General features: G+C 66.3%; 16 protein-coding genes. 11 read left to right on the forward strand and 5 right to left on the reverse strand.

Features of this window, described 5'->3' with window-relative positions; genetic code table 11:
* Window positions 1-3 precede the first annotated feature (3 nt).
* The 3 genes from A9995_RS03685 to hemC are packed head-to-tail and all read right to left on the reverse strand — an operon-like array spanning window position 4 to window position 2,626.
* Window positions 4-915, reverse strand: coding sequence for a hypothetical protein (locus A9995_RS03685; protein ID WP_067609281.1), 912 nt, complete (start codon window positions 913-915; stop codon window positions 4-6).
* Entirely contained in the window at window positions 912-1,676 is a 765-nt protein-coding gene (locus A9995_RS03690; protein WP_067609285.1) for a uroporphyrinogen-III synthase, read from the reverse strand. The genes A9995_RS03685 and A9995_RS03690 overlap by 4 nt, the downstream gene beginning before the upstream one ends.
* The gene (hemC, locus tag A9995_RS03695) at window positions 1,673-2,626 is read right to left on the reverse strand and encodes a hydroxymethylbilane synthase (RefSeq protein ID WP_082992435.1); all 954 of its coding nucleotides are present in this window, start codon (window positions 2,624-2,626) and stop codon (window positions 1,673-1,675) included. The genes A9995_RS03690 and hemC overlap by 4 nt, the downstream gene beginning before the upstream one ends.
* 45 nt (window positions 2,627-2,671) lie before the next feature.
* On the opposite strand from hemC, the gene tsaD reads away from it, so the two are divergent.
* The 11 genes from tsaD (at window position 2,672) to A9995_RS03745 (ending at window position 12,993) form a co-directional block, all read left to right on the forward strand.
* Window positions 2,672-3,700 carry a tRNA (adenosine(37)-N6)-threonylcarbamoyltransferase complex transferase subunit TsaD gene (gene tsaD / locus A9995_RS03700; RefSeq protein WP_067609289.1) on the forward strand — a complete coding sequence of 343 codons (1,029 nt, stop codon included), beginning with the start codon at window positions 2,672-2,674 and terminating at the stop codon, window positions 3,698-3,700.
* Window positions 3,697-4,683, forward strand: coding sequence for an NAD(P)H-dependent glycerol-3-phosphate dehydrogenase (locus tag A9995_RS03705; RefSeq protein WP_067609291.1), 987 nt, complete (start codon window positions 3,697-3,699; stop codon window positions 4,681-4,683). Before tsaD ends, A9995_RS03705 begins: the two co-directional genes overlap by 4 nt.
* A gap of 2 nt (window positions 4,684-4,685) precedes the next feature.
* A complete protein-coding gene (locus tag A9995_RS03710; RefSeq protein WP_145916773.1) occupies window positions 4,686-6,260 on the forward strand; it encodes a lipopolysaccharide biosynthesis protein in 1,575 nt (524 codons plus the stop codon).
* Between the two features lie 249 nt (window positions 6,261-6,509).
* Window positions 6,510-8,039 carry a VWA domain-containing protein gene (locus tag A9995_RS03715; RefSeq protein ID WP_304456018.1) on the forward strand — a complete coding sequence of 510 codons (1,530 nt, stop codon included), beginning with the start codon at window positions 6,510-6,512 and terminating at the stop codon, window positions 8,037-8,039.
* Window positions 8,040-8,121: 82 nt separating this feature from the next.
* Window positions 8,122-8,862, forward strand: coding sequence for an OmpA family protein (locus A9995_RS03720; RefSeq protein ID WP_067609294.1), 741 nt, complete (start codon window positions 8,122-8,124; stop codon window positions 8,860-8,862).
* A 1-nt stretch (window position 8,863) separates the two neighbouring features.
* Entirely contained in the window at window positions 8,864-8,998 is a 135-nt protein-coding gene (locus A9995_RS17500) for a hypothetical protein (RefSeq protein WP_255360143.1), read from the forward strand.
* Window positions 8,999-9,003: 5 nt separating this feature from the next.
* Window positions 9,004-9,591, forward strand: coding sequence for a hypothetical protein (locus tag A9995_RS03725; protein ID WP_369815803.1), 588 nt, complete (start codon window positions 9,004-9,006; stop codon window positions 9,589-9,591).
* A gap of 80 nt (window positions 9,592-9,671) precedes the next feature.
* Window positions 9,672-10,028 carry a response regulator gene (locus A9995_RS03730; protein WP_233998064.1) on the forward strand — a complete coding sequence of 119 codons (357 nt, stop codon included), beginning with the start codon at window positions 9,672-9,674 and terminating at the stop codon, window positions 10,026-10,028.
* Between the two features lie 110 nt (window positions 10,029-10,138).
* Window positions 10,139-11,317, forward strand: a complete 1,179-nt coding sequence (locus A9995_RS03735; protein WP_067609550.1) for an acyl-CoA dehydrogenase — start codon at window positions 10,139-10,141, stop codon at window positions 11,315-11,317.
* A 10-nt stretch (window positions 11,318-11,327) separates the two neighbouring features.
* A complete protein-coding gene (gene maiA, locus A9995_RS03740) occupies window positions 11,328-11,981 on the forward strand; it encodes a maleylacetoacetate isomerase (protein WP_067609303.1) in 654 nt (217 codons plus the stop codon).
* A gap of 1 nt (window position 11,982) precedes the next feature.
* A complete protein-coding gene (locus A9995_RS03745; RefSeq protein WP_067609306.1) occupies window positions 11,983-12,993 on the forward strand; it encodes a fumarylacetoacetate hydrolase family protein in 1,011 nt (336 codons plus the stop codon).
* A gap of 187 nt (window positions 12,994-13,180) precedes the next feature.
* On the opposite strand, the gene A9995_RS03750 is transcribed toward A9995_RS03745, so the two are convergent.
* Complete coding sequence (locus A9995_RS03750; RefSeq protein ID WP_067609309.1) at window positions 13,181-14,725, reverse strand: phospholipase D-like domain-containing protein; 1,545 nt, start codon at window positions 14,723-14,725, stop codon at window positions 13,181-13,183.
* A gap of 181 nt (window positions 14,726-14,906) precedes the next feature.
* A complete protein-coding gene (locus tag A9995_RS03755) occupies window positions 14,907-15,386 on the reverse strand; it encodes a septal ring lytic transglycosylase RlpA family protein (RefSeq protein WP_233998065.1) in 480 nt (159 codons plus the stop codon).
* Window positions 15,387-15,455: the final 69 nt, after the last annotated feature.

Consider the following 15,455-nt stretch of genomic DNA (forward strand, 5'->3'; position numbering starts at 1 on the left):
CGATCAGCCCTCGGGCTGACCCACCGGGCTGAGCTGTTCGATCCGGTTGCCGACCCCGTCGCGCAGCATCCGCGGTTCGAGCACCGCCGAGGTCTCGACCAGATCGAGCGCCTGCTGGGTGGCGGCGAAGCGCTGCGCATCGGCAATCCAGCCTTCGGCATTGCCGGCACCGGGAAGCTTGCTGACTTCCTCGATCGCCGCCTCGACGCGGCCGCTCTCGAGGAACAGGCGCGCGCGATCGAGACGACGCTGCGGTTGTGGCGAAGGCGTGGTTTCGCGGCGCACGACGAACAGCTGCGACAGTTCGCTGCGAACCAGATCCCACGAAAACCCGCGGTTGGCCTCGGCCAGGCTCGGCGCGATGCCTTCCAGCCGCGCAATCAGCTGGTCGAGCGTCACCGGATCGCGCGAATTGGCGATGATCGTGCGCACCGCATTGGGCAGTGCATCGCCAAAGCGCAGCCGCAACTGATCGGCGAGGAAGCCGAGTTCCGCCCCCTTCTCGATCGCCCGTCGCGCAGCGAAGGCGATCAGCAGCCCCTCGGCGCGCGCGGCATTGCCCGCCGCCGCCTGCGCCTGGATGTCGAGCCGCGCCAGCCGCTGCTCGGCCGCCGCGAGCCGCTGGTCGATCCCGCCCTGCTGCTCCGCCACGCGCTCGACCGCATCATTGGTCTGGCCGAGTGCAGCACTGGCGGTACGCGCTGGCGTCGGGGTGGGTTCGCCGCGCGAGCCATCGGCCGCCACCTCGGCTTGCGGCGCGGCAGCCGCGACCGCTGCGGGTTCGTCCTGATCCAGGGCCCAGCGATAGACGCCGTATCCGGCAAGCGACCCGCCAAGGATGAAGGAAGCGAGCACCGCGAGCAGCACCGGACGCATCGATGGCCGCTTGCCGCGCTGGGAAGTGAATTCGTTCATATGTGCCTTTTTGCGAACCCGTCGACCGACGCGCCCCTTGCCAAGTCGCCTGCCCCGGCACAGCGGTCTGACCCGTCAGAGCCCTTGCATAGAAATTCCGCCGATGCCAGCAGCGCGGCCTCATCGGGCGCGGGCGCGATGTGGACGGCCTGCCACCCTTCCCCCACGGGTCTGAGCAGACGCGGACCGATCAAAACCAGCGTCAGCCCCCTGCGGTCGATCGAGTGGCGGGTGCATTGGGCGGCGAACTGCCGCGCCGTCTCGCCCGAATGCAGCACGACCACGCCGCCCTCGGCCAGCCGCGCGCGCACCTCGGCCCCGATCTCCAGATCGATTGCGCGATAGACAACGCGTTCGGTAATCGAAGTCGCTCCCGGGACTGCCAGTGCAACGCGGCGCTCGCCGCACAGCCGCAGCAGCTTGGTCTTGTTGGGGGACATCCCGTCGAGCAGCGGCTGCAATCCGCCCGCTCCGACCCGCTCGACTGCAAAGCCCGCCTCGCGCGCCATCGCGGCGGTGGTCGCGCCGACGGCGAACACCGGAAGGTGTACGAGCCGGGCCAGGCCCTCGCCGCCGTGGCGAAAGGCATTGGCGCTGCCCACTATGATTGCATCGAAACCGCGCGGATCGGGGACTGTCCATTCGACCGCTTCGATCCGGCTGAGCGGCTGGCCGAATACGCGCAGATCGCGGGTGCGCGCCACCTGGGCGCTTGCGCCCCACCCCGGCTCGGGCCGGAAAACGAAAAGCGCAGCGCTCACTGGGGCCCGCTGAAGGACCCGGCGACATGCTCCGGAGCCTGGGCGAGCAGCTCGCGGGCAAGCTTGCGCGGCGGGCCGTCATCGCCCGGAAGCAGCCGTGTTTCGCCCGCGATCCGGACCGCCCCGTCCGAACTGTAGATCGCGGCGCGCAGCACGATTTCGTCGCCATCCCAATGAGTTAGTGCCGCGATCGGACTGTGGCACGACCCGCCCAGCCCGAGGAGCAGCGCCCGTTCGGCCAGAACCTCGGCATGGCTTCGCCCGTGATCGATCGCGGCGAGCAACGCGCGCACGATGTTGTCATCGGTGCGGCACTCGATCCCGATCGCGGCCTGCGCCGGAGCCGGCATCCATTCTTCCGGATCCAGCCGCACCCCGACGGCATCCTCGCCCAGCCGGTTCAGGCCGGCGGCGGCCAGGAACGTCGCGTGGACATCGCCCGCCGCCAGCTTGGCCATCCGGGTCGCGACATTGCCGCGAAAGGTCACCACGCTGCAATCGGGCCGGGCGTTGAGCAGCTGCGCGGCGCGGCGCGGCGCGCTGGTCCCCACCACCGCCCCGGGCGGCAACGCGGCGATCGAACGCGCGCCAAGCAGCCGGTCGGCGCGATCCTCGCGCTCGAGTACCGCGGCAATATGCAGTTCGGGGGGGCGGATGGTCTCGACATCCTTGAGCGAATGGATCGCGGCATCGATCGTGCCATCGCCCAGCCAGTGGTCGAGCTCGCGCGTCCACAGCGCCTTGCCGCCGATATCGGCCAGCGGGAGATCGCGGATCTTGTCGCCGCTGGCCTGCACCGAGACCAGCTCGATCGCCTCTTCATCCCAGCCATGCGCGGCGCACAGTCGCGCGCGCGTCTCGTGCGCCTGCGCCATCGCCAGCGGCGAACGCCGTGTGCCCAGCCGGATCGGGCGGTCGAAAAACGGAGGCGGGGTGTTGCTGTCAGGCATCGCGTCGCCTTGCTCTAGCGCCGCAGGGCGTTAAGGGAAAGCGGCATGGGCTTGGTACTCGGGATCGAATCGAGCTGCGACGAAACCGCGGCAGCGCTGGTGACGACCGGACGCCGGATTCTCGCCCAGCGGATCGCCTCGCAGGACGAGGAGCACGCGCCCTATGGCGGCGTGGTCCCCGAGATCGCAGCGCGCGCGCACGCCGAGCGGCTGGCGCCGATCATCGCGGGCGTCTTGAAGGATGCCGGCAAGACGCTCGCCGATTGCGATGCGATCGCCGCCACCGCCGGCCCCGGGCTGATCGGCGGGGTGATGGTCGGGCTGGTCAGCGCCAAGGCGCTCGCAATGGCCAGCGACACCCCTCTGATCGCGATCAACCACCTCGAAGGCCATGCGCTCAGCCCGCGGCTGGTCGATCCCGAACTAGGCTTTCCCTATCTGCTGCTGCTGGTTTCGGGCGGGCATTGCCAGATCCTGCGGGTCGAGGGCGTGGGCCGGTATCGCCGCCTAGCCACCACCATCGACGATGCGCTGGGCGAGGCTTTCGACAAGACCGCCAAGATCCTCGGCCTCGGCTTTCCCGGCGGCCCCGCGGTCGAACGGCTGGCTAAGCAGGGCGACCCCCGAGCCGTGCCACTGCCGCGCCCGCTGGTGAGGAGCGGCGAGCCGCATTTCTCCTTCGCCGGTCTCAAGAGCGCGGTGCTCCGCGCGCATGAAAGTAGCTTGCACACTCCGGAAGATATCGCGGCGAGCTTCCAGCAGGCGGCGCTCGACTGCGTGCTCGACCGGCTGCGGATCGCCTGCGCGGCCACGGATAAGATGCCCGCGCTGGTGGTCGCGGGCGGGGTTGCCTCGAACCAGTCGATCCGCGCCGCGCTCGAAACTTTCGCCAAGGACAATGCCATGCGCTTCGTCGCCCCGCCCCCTGCGCTCTGCACCGACAACGCCGCGATGATCGCCTGGGCGGGTTGCGAGCGCCTGGGCCAGTCCGACCCGCTCGATTTCGTCGCCCGCCCGCGCTGGCCGCTCGACCCCTCGGCCGAACCCGCGCGCGGCGCGGGGGTGAAGGCATGAGAACCATTGGAGTCCTGGGTGCGGGCGCATGGGGCACCGCGCTGGCGCAGATGCTGGCGAGCGACGGGCGCACCGTGCTGCTGTGGGCACGCGAGACCGAGCTGGTCGAGGAAGTAAACGCGCATCGATCCAATACGCTGTTCCTGCCGGGCGCGCAGCTTGCGCCGACGATCCGCGCGACCGGCGACCTCGCCGAGATCGCGGCGCTCGACATCGCGCTGGTGGTGACCCCGGCGCAGCACATGGGCGCGGTGCTCGGCGCGATGCCCTCGCACCCCGCCGATCTGGTGCTGTGTTCCAAGGGGATCGAGGCGGGCAGCGGCAGGCTAATGAACGATGTGGCGCGCGACGCCGCGCCGCAATCGCAGATCGCGGTGCTCTCGGGCCCGACCTTCGCGCATGAGGTGGCCGCTGGGCTGCCGACCGCGGTCACGCTGGCCTGCGGCGGCGGCGAGGCGCAGTGGGAACGGGTATCGCCCGCAATCGCGCGGCCGGCCTTCCGTCCCTATTATTCCGCGGATGTCACCGGGGCCGAAATCGGCGGCGCGGTCAAGAACGTACTCGCCATCGCCTGCGGTGTGGTCGATGGACTGGCGCTTGGCCAGAATGCGCGGGCCGCCTTGATCGCACGCGGCTATGCCGAGATGCTGCGCTTCGGCGAGGCGCGCGGAGCGCAGGTCGAGACGCTGGCGGGCCTGTGCGGGCTGGGCGATCTGGTACTCACCTGCTCTTCCACCTCGAGCCGCAATTTCTCGCTCGGCAAGGCGCTGGGCGAGGGCCAGAGCGCGGCGCAATTGATGGCCGATCGCAGGACCGTGGCCGAGGGCGCACACACCGCGCCGGTGCTCGACCAGCTGGCGCGCGACATGAATATCGCCATGCCGATCGTGGATGCGGTAACCCGGCTACTCGGCGGCGCCGAGGCGCGCGGCGTGGTCTCGGATCTGCTCGCCCGGCCCTTGCGCGCGGAACGCGAGGACTAGGCATGGCCCATACTCCGCCGGCTCCCCCTCCGGCCCCCGCACCGGCTCCCGCACCGGTCCCCGGGTCTGTCAGCGACGACGGCGGCGACATCGCGGCGCTCGCCAAGGGCGGACAGACCAATTTCATCGGCTTCCTGCTGCGGCTCGCAGCGCGGCTGCCGTTCCTGTTCATCGCCGGGCGGCTTTACGGTGCCGAGGCCTTGGGACGCTTCGCCTCGGCGCTGGTGGTGGTCGAACTGGTCGCGCTGCTGTGCGCGATGGGCGAGAAGCGCGGGCTCGCCCAGCGATTGTCGGAGGGCGAGGCCCGCGAGGCCAATCTGGTGTTCGACGGCATCCTGCTGGCGGTGCTGTTTTCCACCCTCGCTGCGCTGTTTTTCTGGTTCGTGCCCGCGCCGCTGTTCCCGAGCGGTCAATACACCGAGCTCGACCGACTGATCGTGCTCGCCATCCCCGCCTTCGCGCTGACCGAGATCGTGCTCGCGGCGCAGGCCTATCGCTACGATATCGCCACCACCGTCCGCGCCCGCGCGATCGTCGAACCTTGGACCCTCTCGATCATGGCGGGAGCGCTGTTCTTCATCCCGCAGACGCGCGAGTCGGGTCTGTCGCTCGCCTATCTGATCTCGATCTACGCGGGGCTGCTGACGGGGTTGTGGACCTTCCTGCGCACCTACGGCCTGCCGCGCGACTGGCGTCCGCACCCGGTGGCGATGACCCGGCTGACCGCGCGCGCCTTCCCGCTGGCGATCGCCGATGCGATCGAATGGGGCACGAGGCGGGTCGATATTTTCATCCTCGGCCTGTTCGCCGCGCCGGCCGCAGTCGGGGTGTATTATGTCGCACAGCAGGTCGCCAGCCTGCCGCAGAAGCTCAAGACCAGCTTCGAGCCGATCCTCGGCCCGGTCATCACCAAGAACCTCAAGACCCAGAACTACGCAGCCATCGCGCAGCAGGTGTGCCAGGTCGGGTTCTGGATCGTCGCCGCGCAGGCCGGGATCGCGCTGGCGTTGGGCGTCCCGGGTGAGGCAGTGATGGGGCTGGTCGGACCCAATTTCGTCGGCGGCACCGGCGCACTCGGCTTCCTGCTCGCCGCCGAGGTCGTGGCGGCGACCGCGGTCGTTTCCGAAGCGGCGCTCGTCTATGTCGCTCGGGTCCGCAATCTGTCGATCTCGATTGCCACGATCGCTTTCCAGGCCGTGCTTACCGTCGCACTGATCATGCTGGTGGAAAGCTACGGCTTGGGCGAACCCTACAAGGCGGCAGCGGCGGCGGCGGCGCTGATGATCGCGCTGGGGCTGGCCAGCCTGGTCAAGGCGCTGCTGCTCGCGCGCATCCTCGGTCACCCGATCAACAACTGGCGCTGGGCGCTGGTCTGGGCCACCGCGCCCGCGGTCGCGGTCGGCTATCTGGCGACGCTGCTCCCCGAATGGGCCGAACTCGCCTTTGGAATCCCCGCGATTCTCGCGACCTATGGCTGGGTGATCTGGCATCGCGGTTTCGGCCCCGAAGACCGCGTGCTGTTCCGCCGCAACATGGGCGGGAAGCCCGAATCGGAGGCCGATCCCGCCGCCAAATGATCCGAATTCACCGCGCATTCACGGCGCGATGCAAGGATGGTCGAACCTTTGGGGGAGGATCACACGATGAAACCGCTGCACCTAATGACCGCCTGCGCCGCCGGAGCGCTGCTTGCAGGCTGCGCCGCGTCCTCTACCAACCAGCGGATCGATCCTGTCGGTGCACCGCCGGGCGGGGAAACGGATGTACAGCGAGTGCCGCCTCCGCCCCCACCTCCTCCGCCGCCTCCTCCGCCCTCTCGGAGCATGATGGCAGCGCCTCAGGTAATGGTCACCGGGTCGCGAGTCGCGGCGGAAGCGGCAGCGCCCGAGGTTCCCGGCGAGCCGATCGAGGCCAGCTACCGCTATTTCCCGCCGATCATCGTCCCGACCGAACAGGATCGCGAACGTTACGACGGCGAGGACGTCTCGCCGGTCAAACTGGTCGCGGCCGAACCGGTCTCGACCTTCTCGGTCGATGTCGACACCGCCGCCTATGCCAACGCCCGCCGCTTCATCAAGGACGGGCAGATGCCTCCGGCAGCCGCGGTGCGGACCGAGGAATTCATCAACTACTTCCGCTACGATTATGATGCCCCGCGCGAACCGGCGCAGCCCTTCGCAGTCGACATGGATGTTGCCTCGAGCCCATGGAACACCAACAGCCGCCTCGTCCGGATCGGCCTCTCGGGCTATAAAATGCCCGCGCAGGATCGCCCGCCCGCCAATCTGGTGTTCCTGCTCGATGTCTCGGGATCGATGAACAGCCGCGACAAGCTGCCGCTGGTCAAGACCGCTTTGCGCAGTCTGGTCACCCAGCTGACCCCGCAGGATCGCGTCTCGATCGTGGTCTATGCCGGCGCCGCAGGACTGGTGCTCGAGCCGACCAGCGATGCCACCGCGATCCGCAACGCGCTCGACCAGCTCGCGGCAGGCGGATCGACCGCGGGCGGCGCCGGGCTGGAACTGGCCTATCGCATCGCCGAGGACAACCGCATCGCGGGCGGGGTTAACCGCGTCATCCTCGCCACCGATGGCGATTTCAACGTCGGCCAGACCGATCAGGACGCGCTGGTCGATATGATCGAGCGCAAGCGCGAGGCGGGCACCACGCTGACCGTGCTGGGCTTCGGCCGCGGCAATGTGAACGACGCGATGATGGAGCAGATCGCCGATCACGGGAACGGCAATTACGCCTATATCGACAGCGCGCTCGAGGCCCGCAAGGTGCTCGGCGAGCAGATGGGCGCGACGATCTTCACCATCGCCAAGGACGTCAAGATCCAGGTCGAGTTCAACCCCATGGTGGTCAGCCAGTACCGCCTGATCGGGTACGAGAACCGCACCTTGCGCGAACAGGATTTCGACGATGACTCCGTGGATGCCGGCGATATCGGCGCCGGCCATCAGGTCACCGCGCTCTACGAGGTGATCCCCGCAGGCACCGAGGGCTGGATCGCGCAGCGCCGCTACGAGACCCCCGCCGATTCTCGCGCGCGCGATCTGGCCGCCGAGGCGGCGCATGTGAAGCTGCGCTACAAGCTGCCCGATGGCGACACCTCGACGCTTATCGAGCACGTCCTCCCGGCATCGGCGCTAGCCCGCCCCGCCCCGCCGCGGGGCGATTTCGCCTTCGGCGCTGCGGTCGCAGGATTCGGACAGAAGCTGCGCGGCGACACGCTGCTGGGCGAGTTCTCCTATGCCGACATCGCCACCCTCGCGGGGCCTCAGCAGGATTTCTGGCGGCAGGAATTCATCCAGCTGGTCAAGGCCGCGCAGGACCGATCCGCCAGCGAATAGGACCGGTCGAGGAATAGCGGGCGAACAGAAAAAGCCGCGCTCCACCCTTCCGCTTCGGCGTCGCGGCCCGTAGGAGTGCGCCATGACCAAGCGCACGCCCATCGTCCTGATCGCCGGCGCCGCGATCGTTGCGGTGCTCGGCTATTGGGGCGGTACGCGCTATGGCGCGGCGTTTCTTGCCGCCAGCCGCCCGGTCGTGGCGCAGAGCATCGCCGGGGTCGACGGCAGCCCGGTACGGGCGCGAATGACCAATGCGGCGGGATCGCCCACCCGTCACCTGGTGCTGGAAAACGCCGAGACGCTCGACGAGGCGACCCGCGCGCGGGTGGCACGGGCGGTCGCGCAGGTATCGGGGGTCGGCGGGGTGTTCTGGGCCGATGGCAGCGCTGCAGCGCAGGCAGAAGCGCCGCAATATACCCCGCTCCATTGCCAGGAAGATGTCGAGGGCCTGCTGCGCTCGCGCACCATCCGTTTCGAAGGCGGCTCCTCGGCGCTGGTGCCCGCCAGCCAAATGCTGCTCGATGAAGTCGCCCAGGCGCTGCAGCCATGCCTCGGCTCGATCATCGCGGTCAGCGGCCACACCGACAATTCCGGCCCCGAGCCAGGCAATCTGGCGCTCAGCAACGAGCGCGCGGTGGCGGTGCGCGAGGCGCTGATCCGCCGCGGGATTCCGCGCGACGGCTTGCGCGCGCGCGGTTATGGTTCGCGCGAACCGGTCGCCGGGCTGGCACCCAGCGACCCCGCCAATCGCCGGATCGAATTCTCGGTGATCGCCACCGAACCGCTCGTACCCACCCCCGTCGATACCCCGGGAGCGCGCTGACATGCCGATCTGGTTCGAAATGATCGTGCTGATGCTGGTATCCTATGGAGCCGGCGCATTGCTGGGGTGGATGATCTGGAATGGCGCTGCCGATCCGGACGCCGACGCCGACATGATTGAAGGAGACGACCTGTGATTGAGATGATCGAAGCCAATTGGCCGCTGCTGCTGGTGGCCTTCCTGATCGGGCTGGCGCTCGCCTTCTTCCTGTTCAGGACCAACCGCCGGACGCGGGTGACGGACAACACCGGCGACGTGCTCGATGAGGGCGCTTCCCCCGCCGCGCGCAACCAGACGCTGATCGATTCCGGACAGGTCGTCCCCGCCCCGCCCGAAAGCCGCGCTCCGGCACCGCAAGCATCCCCCGAGATCAAGCCCGCCGACCGCGTCCAGGCTCCGCAGCCGGTGGTTCCGCCAACGCCTGCAGGTCTCGCGGGCACCGGTGCCGCAGTGGCCTCGGCAGCAACCTCCGCAACCACTCAGGGCTCCAGCGACGATCTCACCCGGATCAAGGGGGTCGGGCCCAAGCTCGCCGCGCGGCTGGACGAACTCGGGGTGACCGGGTTCGAACAGATCGCCGCCTGGGACGAAGCCGAAATCGACCGGGTGGACGCGGAACTGGGCCGCTTCCAGGGCCGCATCCGCCGCGACAATTGGGTCGAACAGGCGCGGTTTCTCGCCAATGGCGATACCTCCGGATATGAGGGCCGCTTCGGCAAGCTCGACTGACGCGTATCAGCCCGAAGGCACCCGGCACCCTTTCAAGCATTAGTTTAGAAAGGGACCGCGCCAATTCGGAAGGGATGCTCGTGAAGCAGCCAACAATACTTGTCGCCGAGGACGAAACCATGATCGGCTGGGATCTTCGCGATACGGTCGAAGAAGCCGGCTATGCGGTCGAAGGCCCGTTCGTCGATATCAGCTCGGCCATGCTCTCCTACCAGAAGCAGAAACCCGATCTCGCCATCCTCGATGTCCAGTTGAGCGACGGGAACGTCTTTCCGCTCGCCGAACAGCTGATGGCGGAAAACATCCCGGTCATTTTCCATTCGGGCAATTACCAGCCCGACGAGGTGCACAAGCGCTTCCCCGGTTCGACCTCGCTCTCCAAGCCCTGCCCACCCGCCGATATTATCCATTCGGTCAGGCAGGCGCTTGCCGACTGACATTGCGCCGCACTCCGCCGTACAACCCCGGAACAGCGCGCGCCCCCTTGAAGCAGCGCAACAAGCCTGCCATCGCTCCTCCCGCTACCAAAGGAGAACACATGGCCGGCATGGCGCCCTTCGCCTGGGACGACCCCTTCCAGATCGACGACCAGCTCACCGAAGAGGAACGGATGATCCGCGACGCCGCGCGCGGCTTCGCCCAGTCCGAACTGCAGCCGCGCGTGATCGAGGCTTTTTCCAAAGAGACCGACGCGCCCGAACTGTTCCCGTTGATGGGCCAGGCCGGGCTACTCGGTGCAACCATCCCCGAGGAATATGGCGGCGCCGGCGCCGGCTATGTCGCCTACGGGCTGATCGCGCGCGAGATCGAGCGGGTCGACAGCGGCTATCGCTCGATGGCCAGCGTCCAGTCGAGCCTCGTGATGTATCCGATTCACGCCTATGGTTCCGAAGAGCAGCGCCGCAAATATCTCCCCGGCCTCGCCAGTGGCGAGCTGATCGGCTGTTTCGGACTGACCGAACCCGATGCGGGCTCGGATCCTTCCGGCATGAAGACCGTCGCGAAGAAGGACGGTGACGGCTACGTCCTCAACGGCTCGAAAACCTGGATTTCCAACTCCCCCTTCGCCGATGTCTTCGTGGTCTGGGCCAAGAGCGAAGCGCATGGCGGCGGGATCCGCGGCTTCGTGCTCGACAAAGGCACCAAGGGGCTTTCGGCGCCCAAGATCGAGGGCAAGATATCCCTGCGCGCCAGCACGACGGGCATGATAGTGATGGACGATGTGCATGTCGGCGCCGATGCGCTGCTGCCCGATGTCCAGGGGCTCAAGGGTCCGTTCGGCTGCCTCAACCGCGCGCGCTACGGCATCAGCTGGGGCTGCATGGGTGCGGCGGAATTCTGCTTCCACGCCGCGAGGCAATACGGTCTCGACCGTCACCAGTTCGATCGCCCGCTCGCCGCGACGCAGCTGTTCCAGAAGAAATATGCCGACATGATGACCGACATCGCCATGGGGCTCCAGGCCTCGCTGCGGGTCGGGCGGCTCATGGACGAGGGCAAGTTCGCCCCGGAGATGATCTCGATCATCAAGCGGAACAATGTCGGCAAGGCGCTCGACATCGCGCGGGTCGCTCGAGACATGCATGGCGGCAACGGGATTTCCGAAGAATATCAGGTGATCCGTCACATGGTGAACCTCGAGACGGTCAACACCTACGAAGGCACCGCCGATGTCCACGCGCTGATCCTTGGCCGCGCGGTGACCGGGATTGCGGCGTTTGGCTGAGGGGAACCGCATGAAACTCCACGGCTATTACCGCAGTTCGACCAGCTACCGCCTGCGCATCGCGCTCGAGCTCAAGGGGCTGGCCTACGAGAACGTGCCCGTGAACCTGCTCCAGTCGGAGCAGAAAGGCCCCGCCTTCACCAGCCGCAACCCCTTCGGCTCGGTCCCGCTGCTCGAGGCCGATGGCCGCGACCGGGTCCAGTCGATGGCGCTGATGGAATGGCTCGACGAAGCCTATCCCGAACGCCCGCTGCTCCCCGCCGATCTCGAGCAACGCTATACCGCGCGCGAGCTTGGACTGGCCATCGCCACCGAACTCCATGCCCCGCTCAACCTGCCGGTACTCAAATACCTCAAGGACCCGCTGGGCCACGATCAGGGCGAGGTCGAGACCTGGTACCGCCACTGGCTGGCGCGCACGCTCGAGCCGGTCGAGGCGCGGCTGGCGCAGCTCGGCACCGGCGATTTCCTGTTCGACACGCCCGGCTTCTTCGAGGCGATCCTGCTCCCGCAGGTCTACAACGCGCAGCGTTTCGACTTCGATTTCAGCGACAAGGCGCACATCGTGCGGATCGAACGCGCCTGTCTCGCATTGCCACAATTCCAGCGGGCGCATCCCGATGCCCAGCCCGACAGCCCCGAATTTAACTCCGAGAGGAACTGAGATGAAACTCGCAACCCTGAACGACGGCACCCGCGACGGGAAACTGGTCGTCGTCTCGAAAGATCTCACCCGCTATTGCCGCGCCGACAACATCGCGCCCACGCTGCAGGCCGCGCTCGACGACTGGGCGCAATGCGCGCCCAAGCTGCAGAACCTCGCCACCGATGTCGAGCACCAGAGCGTCCCCTGCGAGCGGTTCCACGAGCGCGAGGCTCATTCGCCGCTCCCGCGCGCCTATCAATGGGCCGATGGTTCGGCCTACATCAACCACGTCGAACTGGTCCGCAAGGCGCGCGATGCCGAGGTTCCCGACAGCTTCTACCACGATCCGCTGATGTATCAGGGCGGCAGCGACGCATTCCTTCCTCCGCGCGCCGATATCCCGCTCGGCGATCCCGCCTGGGGCTGCGACATGGAAGGCGAGATCGCCTGTATCACCGACGATGTGCCGATGGGCGTAAGCAAGGCGGATGCGGCGGGACACATCAAGCTGCTGATGCTGGTCAACGACGTTTCGCTGCGCGGGCTGATCCCCGACGAGCTGGCCAAGGGCTTCGGCTTCTTCCAGTCCAAGCCCTCGAGCGCCTTCTCGCCGGTCTGCATCACCCCCGACGAGCTCGGCGACGCCTGGCAGGACAGCGTCATCCACCTGCCGCTGACCATCGATTACAATGGCGAGCCCTTCGGCCGCGCCGAGGTGGGCCAGGACGCGACCTTCACCCTCGCCGATCTGGTCGCGCATGCCGCCAAGACCCGCCCGCTCGGCGCGGGCTGCATCATCGGCTCTGGGACGGTCTCGAACAAGGACGAGGATGGCGGCCCCGGCAAGCCGGTCGCCGAGGGCGGACGCGGCTACAGCTGCATCGCCGAGATCCGCATGATCGAGACGATCTACGAAGGCGAGGCCAAGACCCGCTTTATGCGCGCGGGCGATACGGTCCGGGTCGAGATGAAAGACAAGGACGGCCACTCGATCTTCGGCGCAATCGAGCAAAAGGTGGTGGCGGCCTGAGGGGAGCGGTTGGGGTGTGGCTGCCGGTCGCTCGGCGGGAGGATTGCGCGTCATCGAAAACAGATCGGGCTTCTGGTCAAACCGATCAGCCGCCGCTAACCTGCTTTTGAGTTGAGACGGGACAAAAAAATTGCGTCCACCCATCCAATGAACCTGGACAATTGAGTGGCATGTCGCTGCGCGCTTCCTAATCGCCCCGTTTCGCGCGTTGGGAAGCCCAAACGGTAGCAAGCGCAGCGACGGTCGCGCCGGCGGCCAATGGCACTCGGCTTCGTTTAGCGGCACGCTGGGCGAAACCAAAAAGCCGTTTCGAGGGTTTGACCGGTTCCTCCGGATCCATCAGGCGACTTTTCGCCAGCGCCATCTCCGACGGGTTCAGTTCCCCCGGCTGAAGCGTTTGCAACGTGGTTCCCTGCTTCCCTCGAACCCGCTCGATCATCTGCACCATGCTTCCAGAGCATCGGTCCAATTCTGCTTCGATCTCTTCGATCGACTTGCCAAGATGCTCGCCCAGCAGTCTCTTCCGCAGGCTGGCTATGACGCTTTGCACAGCGGGCTGACCTTCGGTTTCCATCGCAATGTCGCATTCTGAATCGAACGTCATGGATCGGCTCGACATATTCGAGGATCCGACCCTGATGAAGCGATCATCCACTATGAGCAGCTTGGCATGAACGTAGATGTGATCGCCCATCGCATTGACCGGATGGTAGATACCAAGCCGCCCGTGCCGATCGGCAGAGCGAAGGTCGGAAACAATCAACGCGCGAGCGCTGTCCATCGCCTCGGCCTCTAGCCAGCTTTCGGCTGAGTAAGGCAGGACTATCACAATGTCGGGACCGTCTTCCTCTTCCAACTTTTGCCTGAGCGCATCTGCAATTCGGCCTGAGGAAAGGAACTGGTTCTCGATGTAGATACTGTGCCGTGCCGATCGGATCGCTTTCTTCCAAAGCCGCTCGATCTCCCTGATCTCTCCATCGCCCTCAATAGGTTGCCAGGTGCGGGCGATGCCTAGGGTCACGTCTTCGCAGTCGGCCGAGAGCCCTGTCGGCCAGATGGTGCCCTGCCGGTCCGGAACTGGAAGATCGTGGCCAGTGGCGTTTTTCCAGCGCCACCGTGCGAGTTCCCCCAGCGCTTTGGCCGCCTCTCCCTCCACGGCCAGTGTCATATCATGCCAGGGAACCGGGGTTTCGCCATCTCTCTCGCGTCTTTCGTCGCCGCTAAGATGATGGGATGTGTCCCACCTGCCCGAGGTCATGTCGATGCCTCCGCAGAAGGCCAGAACGTCGTCGATCACGACAATCTTCTGATGATGACACGCGCCAGCAGGATGCTTGCTGTCGAGCCGGAAATGGATCTGCGGCTTGGCCTGCATTTTCAGGAGCAGGTATGAGCCCAACTGGCGCGCGATATTGAACAGCATCGCGCCATCCCACTGGAGGATGAATATTTCCAGATCCGGACGGCTTTTGACCGCATGGTTCAAAAACTGGCGCAACTGGTCGGGTGTCCCGTCTTGTCCGGATCCCCGTGTCAGCTTTGTTGCCAGGTCGAATTCCCACCCGATGAGGTAGACGCATCTCTCGGCGCGGAGAATCGCTTCCTTGGCCGCCGCGAAATAATCGGCCGCATCGACGATGAAGGTCGCGCGGCTTGCTCGCACCTTTCGCCAGCAGGTATCCCCCTCTACGAGGACCGGCTGGACGTCGGATCGAGGAAGAGACTCGGGCATCGGCCGGAAGCCTAGCAGAAGCGGTGCGGTTGATGGCAGTTCAACCGAAAATTTTTCCGCCGGTGCAAATCTTCCTTTTTCCGGCAGGAAATATCGACGGCTGCAATTGGGTCGTGGGCCTCCAGACTGCTTTTTTGACGAACAGCAGTTCCCATATGAAGAGCCGTCACCGGTATCCCGGTCAGTTCACCAACAGGGCGAGGCTGACCCTGCCGGTGCCCGAACGTATCAAGCCGATTGTCCGGGCGGCTGCAGTCGACAGGTCGATCACGCGATTGCCATGAAAAGGCCCGCGATCGTTTATTCGTACGACCACGCTCTCGCTATTGCGTGAATTCGTGACTCGCACACGGCTGCCGAGCGGCAGGGTGCGATGCGCAGCGGTCAATCGCTCGGGATCGAAAATCTCTCCGCTGGCCGTCCGGTTGCCAGCGAGTTCGTTACCGTAGAAACTGGCATCGCCGCTACCGATGGCTCTTTCGGACGGAGTCGGCTTCGGCCCGATAGGATCCGCCAGGACGCGCGGCTCCAGATCGCTTCCAGCAAGATCGCCTACAGGTCGTGCATCGACGCTTGCCACGCCCTTGCCGAGCTTGACGATATCGGGCGTGCTCCGGTCTTGATACAACACGGCAGCCAGAGCGACCGAAATAGCAGACAATGCTGCGACTCCGAAAACAAGTACCTGCCGCTGTGATCTCAACTTCAAAATAACCCGCAATCGCTCTCG

The organism is Erythrobacter sp. QSSC1-22B, assembly GCF_001678665.1.
Classification (GTDB): domain Bacteria; phylum Pseudomonadota; class Alphaproteobacteria; order Sphingomonadales; family Sphingomonadaceae; genus Qipengyuania.